Below are 3,831 nucleotides of genomic sequence, written 5' to 3'. Positions count from 1 at the left end.
CCCATATCGCGCCTGATCTACTCGCCCACGTCTCGCCGTTGGGATGGGAACACATCAATCTAACCGGGGAATATCGCTGGCCCAAATCCTTAGCGTAGGATTCCGCCCCCTCCCGCAAACGCCCCCTGGTAGAGGATCGTGCCGCCGATGAGGATGAGCGTCAGCCCGCCCAGCATCTCTGCATAGCGGCCGATATACCGTCCCGCGTGCTTGCCGAGCATGACGCCGATCGTGGCGACGACCGTGGTGATCCCGCCAATGATGAGGCACGCGGTCAGGATATTGACCTGCATGACCGCGAGACTGACACCCACCGCCGTTGCATCGATGCTGGTGGCGAGCGCGGTAACGACCAGTCGCCACACGCCGGTCTGAGCGCGCTGACCCGCGTCCACGTCGCTTTTCGTCGCTGCATGGATCATATGCCCGCCGACGCCGAAAAGCAGGAAGAAGGCTATCCAATGATCGACTGCCGCGATCCAAGTGCTCAGCGCCAGGCCGATCGCCCAGCCAATCGCCGGCGTGATCGCCTCGAAGAAGCCGAACACGGCGCCGACACGTAAGGCATCGCGCCAACGATTGCGCTGATTGGTCGCACCCTTCCCCACCGCCGCAGCGAAGGCGTCGACCGACAAGCTGGCGCCAAGAGCGCCGAGCGTTAGCAAACCCGTCATTGATATACGTCCAAGGGCCGTCAACCGAACGACGCAATCCACCTCCGGCCACGAGAGAGGTAGCGCATCGTTGGTCTCGCCGGGCAGATCAAAATCTGCTGCCATCGCCACGAACCGGAAGGTTCAAGGATGTTGACGATGGCCCCGCAACAGCGGGTAGCTACTCCCCAAGAGTGAGACGCCCGTATCCCCTGGGGGGCATATGTACAAGCCGAATCCGATCAACCCTGTCCGATTAGGCGATCACCAGTATTTGGATATCGCCCGGAACTGCTCCACCGCCACCTTTGTCCCCTCGCCCTCTTCGGCGTGAACCAAGCAGTGATCGATATGATCGTTGATGAGCGCGCGCTTGGCGCTGGCGATCGCGTTCTCCACCGCCTGAAGCTGCTGCGCGATATCGACGCACGGCCGTTGCTCTTCGATCATCCCGACGATGCTTTTCAGGTGCCCGGTCGCACGGTTGAGCCGCTTGATGATCGCGGGATGATTGGAATGATCGTAATGGGCCATGTCACCCTATAAGACAAACGGACGAACTTTGTCGAGCAACCCCCCGGGGGGATAGACTCTATCCCCATGGGGGGATATGGACCTGCCCGAACTTCACGTCCGATCGGTCGCGACCGCCGGGCTTGCCGGGACGCACCATGACCTCTTTCGCCGAACTCGTTCAACAGGGCAGCTCCAATCTCTGGCTGTTCATCCCGACCGCGCTGCTGCTCGGTGCGCTGCACGGGCTGGAGCCCGGCCATTCCAAGACCATGATGGCTGCGTTTATTATCGCAGTGCGTGGCACTGTTGGCCAAGCCGTCCTGCTCGGCCTGTGCGCGGCGCTTTCGCACACCGCGATCGTGTGGGGCATCGCGCTTGGCGGGCAATATCTCGGGCGCGGCATCAACACCGAAACGACCGAGCCTTACCTCCTGCTCGGCTCGGCCGTCATCGTTCTTGGCATCGGTCTATGGATGATTTGGCGCACGCGTGCCGATCAGAAGGCCGAAGCCGCGCACGATCACCACCACCATCACGGCGAGGACGAGATCCGCACGATCGACACCGGCCACGGCATGATGCGTCTGGAGATTTTCGAGGATGGCGTGCCGCCGCGCTGGCGGGCGAGCTTTGCCAAGGGTGGCTGGAAAGCGGCGGATGTTATCCTCACAACGGATCGCGGCGAAGGCCGTTCGCAGACATTCCGCTTCGTCGATCGGGGCGATTACATCGAAAGCGTCGAGGAGATCCCGGAACCGCACGCCTTCAACGCGCGCGTCTCGCTGGGCCACGGCGGCCACAGCCATGACTACGACCTCACATTCGCCGAACACGGGCACGATCACGGCCACGGGCATGATGGACTGAAGGTCACGGGCGACGATGCCTACATGAACGCGCATGAGCGCGCCCACGCCGCCGATATCAGCCGCCGGTTCGCCGATCGTCAGGTAACGACCGGCCAGATCGCGCTGTTCGGCCTGACGGGCGGGCTGATCCCCTGCCCCGCAGCCGTCACCGTCCTCCTGCTCTGCCTCCAGCTCAAGCGTCTCGCGCTCGGTGTCGTGCTGGTGAGCGCGTTCAGCGTCGGCCTTGCCGTGACGATGGTCAGCGCCGGCGTCATCGCATCGCTCAGCGTCACGCACATCCGCAAGCGCTGGTCAGGGTTCGGCGACTTCGCGCGCAAGGCGCCTTATGCGTCGGCGGGCCTGATGCTCGTGATCGCGGGCTACATGGCCTATTCCGGCTTGCAAGGCCTCAGTCGGATCGGCGCGATCTGATGCGATCGCCTTGCGTCGATCTATGTGGTTTCGATGCCCGCACCGGATGGTGCCGGGGGTGTGGCCGCACGCGCGACGAGGTCCGGCGTTGGCGTAACCTGCGACCTGGTGATGCACGCCGCGTCATGAGCGACCTGCCACACCGCTTGGCAAAGCTGACCGACCGTTCCGCAAAGGGGGGCACGTCCTGATGTCGTGTCTCGCCGCCAAGGCGCTGGTATAATGTCGAGCAGGCTGAAATAGCGTGAACGCTCGAATTGACCGGCAAGTGATTTCCTTGCCCCGTTTTTTGCGTCGGCTTACGCTGCAAATGATGGCGGTGCAGCGTTCCTCTGTTGCGATCCTAGGAGTCGTGTTGGCGCTGGCCGCTGTCCTCGGGCTTGTCGCAGTATCGGGATGGCATAGCGCCATGGTTCACGATCACGGCCCGGTTCAAGTCGCCATGGTCGATACCCATTCTGATGACGATCACGACCATGCGGTTATGATCGATCATGACGATCAGGCTCCGGCAAAGCAGGCCGACGGCGACGGGCCAGCTCACCTTCTTGCCCACGCCGCAGGCCACTGGGTTGCTTTCGATGGCGCGAGGGCTGCGCCGGTTGCGGCCATCGTCGCCGCTCGCGTGTGGTCGATATTAACTCCATCGCTCCCCAGCGGGATCGACCCATCTAAGCTTCTGCGTCCGCCTCGCGGTTGAGTTTCGCCGACGCCGCGCGCGTCGACTGACTACCCTAGAGGATCATGCACTATGAACGGCAGTTTTCGCCGGTCGCGCACCGTTGCGCTGACCGGCGCCTTTGCGGCGCTATCGCCCGTAGGTGCGGCGTGGTCGCAGACCGCACCCCCCTTTGCACAGCTTCTAAATCAGACGCGTGATGTGCCGCGCGTCCTGGCGCTAGAAGCAGACGTCGCCCGAGCACGCGGCTTGGCATTACAAGCGCGCGCCCGACCGAACCCCTCGATCAATGTCTATGCAGAGAATTTCGTGGGCGACCACGATCGCAATGCGCGCAATCAACAACAGACGACTTTCCAGGTCGATCAGCCTGTCGAACTGGGCGGCAAGCGATCCGCTCGGATCGCCGCCGGTGAAGCCGGGATCGTTGCGGCAAAGGCGCGCGATCGTGACGGCCGTCTCGTCTTTGCGACTGAGCTGGCGCGCGCTTATGCTGGTGCCGAAATCGCCGATCGTCGCATCACCATCGCCGAAGAAGAGGTTAAACAGGCGACCGATGTCTTGAGGGTTGCCCGCGCTTTGGTCGGCGCCGGCAAGGAAGCCCGTCTCCGGCAAGTGCAGGCCGAAACCGAACTGAACACGCTTCAGGCCGACCTCGAAAACGCGCGCGCTTTCAAGACGGTCGCGCTGGCACGTCTTTCGG

At 63.0% G+C, this 3,831-nt stretch carries 7 protein-coding genes and 1 riboswitch; of the genes, 4 read left to right on the top strand and 3 right to left on the bottom strand.

Annotated elements, in window-relative coordinates:
• The first annotated feature begins 5 nt into the window (after positions 1 to 5).
• Positions 6 to 98 carry a Tn3 family transposase gene (locus tag KAY22_RS28030; RefSeq protein WP_223806634.1) on the top strand — a complete coding sequence of 31 codons (93 nt, stop codon included), beginning with the start codon at positions 6 to 8 and terminating at the stop codon, positions 96 to 98.
• Here the strand turns inward: KAY22_RS28030 and KAY22_RS26045 are convergent.
• Positions 90 to 674 (bottom strand): manganese efflux pump MntP family protein, encoded by a 585-nt coding sequence (locus tag KAY22_RS26045; RefSeq protein WP_296626000.1) that lies wholly within the window; start codon positions 672 to 674, stop codon positions 90 to 92. The two genes, KAY22_RS28030 and KAY22_RS26045, sit on opposite strands and share 9 nt — an antisense overlap.
• A gap of 11 nt (positions 675 to 685) precedes the next feature.
• Positions 686 to 849: riboswitch (yybP-ykoY riboswitch) on the bottom strand.
• 68 nt (positions 850 to 917) lie between these two features.
• On the bottom strand, positions 918 to 1,187 hold the full coding sequence (locus KAY22_RS26040; protein ID WP_007406864.1) for a metal-sensing transcriptional repressor: 270 nt from the start codon (positions 1,185 to 1,187) through the stop codon (positions 918 to 920).
• A gap of 137 nt (positions 1,188 to 1,324) precedes the next feature.
• Between KAY22_RS26040 and KAY22_RS26035 the strand changes: the two genes are divergently transcribed.
• Positions 1,325 to 2,449 (top strand): nickel/cobalt efflux transporter, encoded by a 1,125-nt coding sequence (locus tag KAY22_RS26035; protein WP_007406849.1) that lies wholly within the window; start codon positions 1,325 to 1,327, stop codon positions 2,447 to 2,449.
• Positions 2,449 to 2,640, top strand: a complete 192-nt coding sequence (locus KAY22_RS26030) for a DUF1289 domain-containing protein (RefSeq protein ID WP_037569978.1) — start codon at positions 2,449 to 2,451, stop codon at positions 2,638 to 2,640. The genes KAY22_RS26035 and KAY22_RS26030 overlap by 1 nt, the downstream gene beginning before the upstream one ends.
• Positions 2,641 to 2,792: 152 nt before the next feature.
• On the opposite strand, the gene KAY22_RS26025 is transcribed toward KAY22_RS26030, so the two are convergent.
• Positions 2,793 to 3,005: a hypothetical protein gene (locus KAY22_RS26025; RefSeq protein ID WP_043058994.1), complete on the bottom strand. Its 213-nt coding sequence runs from the start codon at positions 3,003 to 3,005 to the stop codon at positions 2,793 to 2,795.
• A 324-nt stretch (positions 3,006 to 3,329) separates the two neighbouring features.
• On the opposite strand from KAY22_RS26025, the gene KAY22_RS26020 reads away from it, so the two are divergent.
• A partial coding sequence (locus KAY22_RS26020) for a TolC family protein (RefSeq protein WP_296625999.1) occupies positions 3,330 to 3,831 on the top strand: 502 nt, incomplete at its 3' end.

The organism is Rhizorhabdus sp. (assembly GCF_018006725.1).
In the GTDB taxonomy this organism is placed as follows: Bacteria; Pseudomonadota; Alphaproteobacteria; order Sphingomonadales; family Sphingomonadaceae; genus Rhizorhabdus.
The sequence above is the reverse complement of the archived record's forward strand: the minus strand, read 5'-3'. Positions and strand labels throughout refer to the sequence as shown.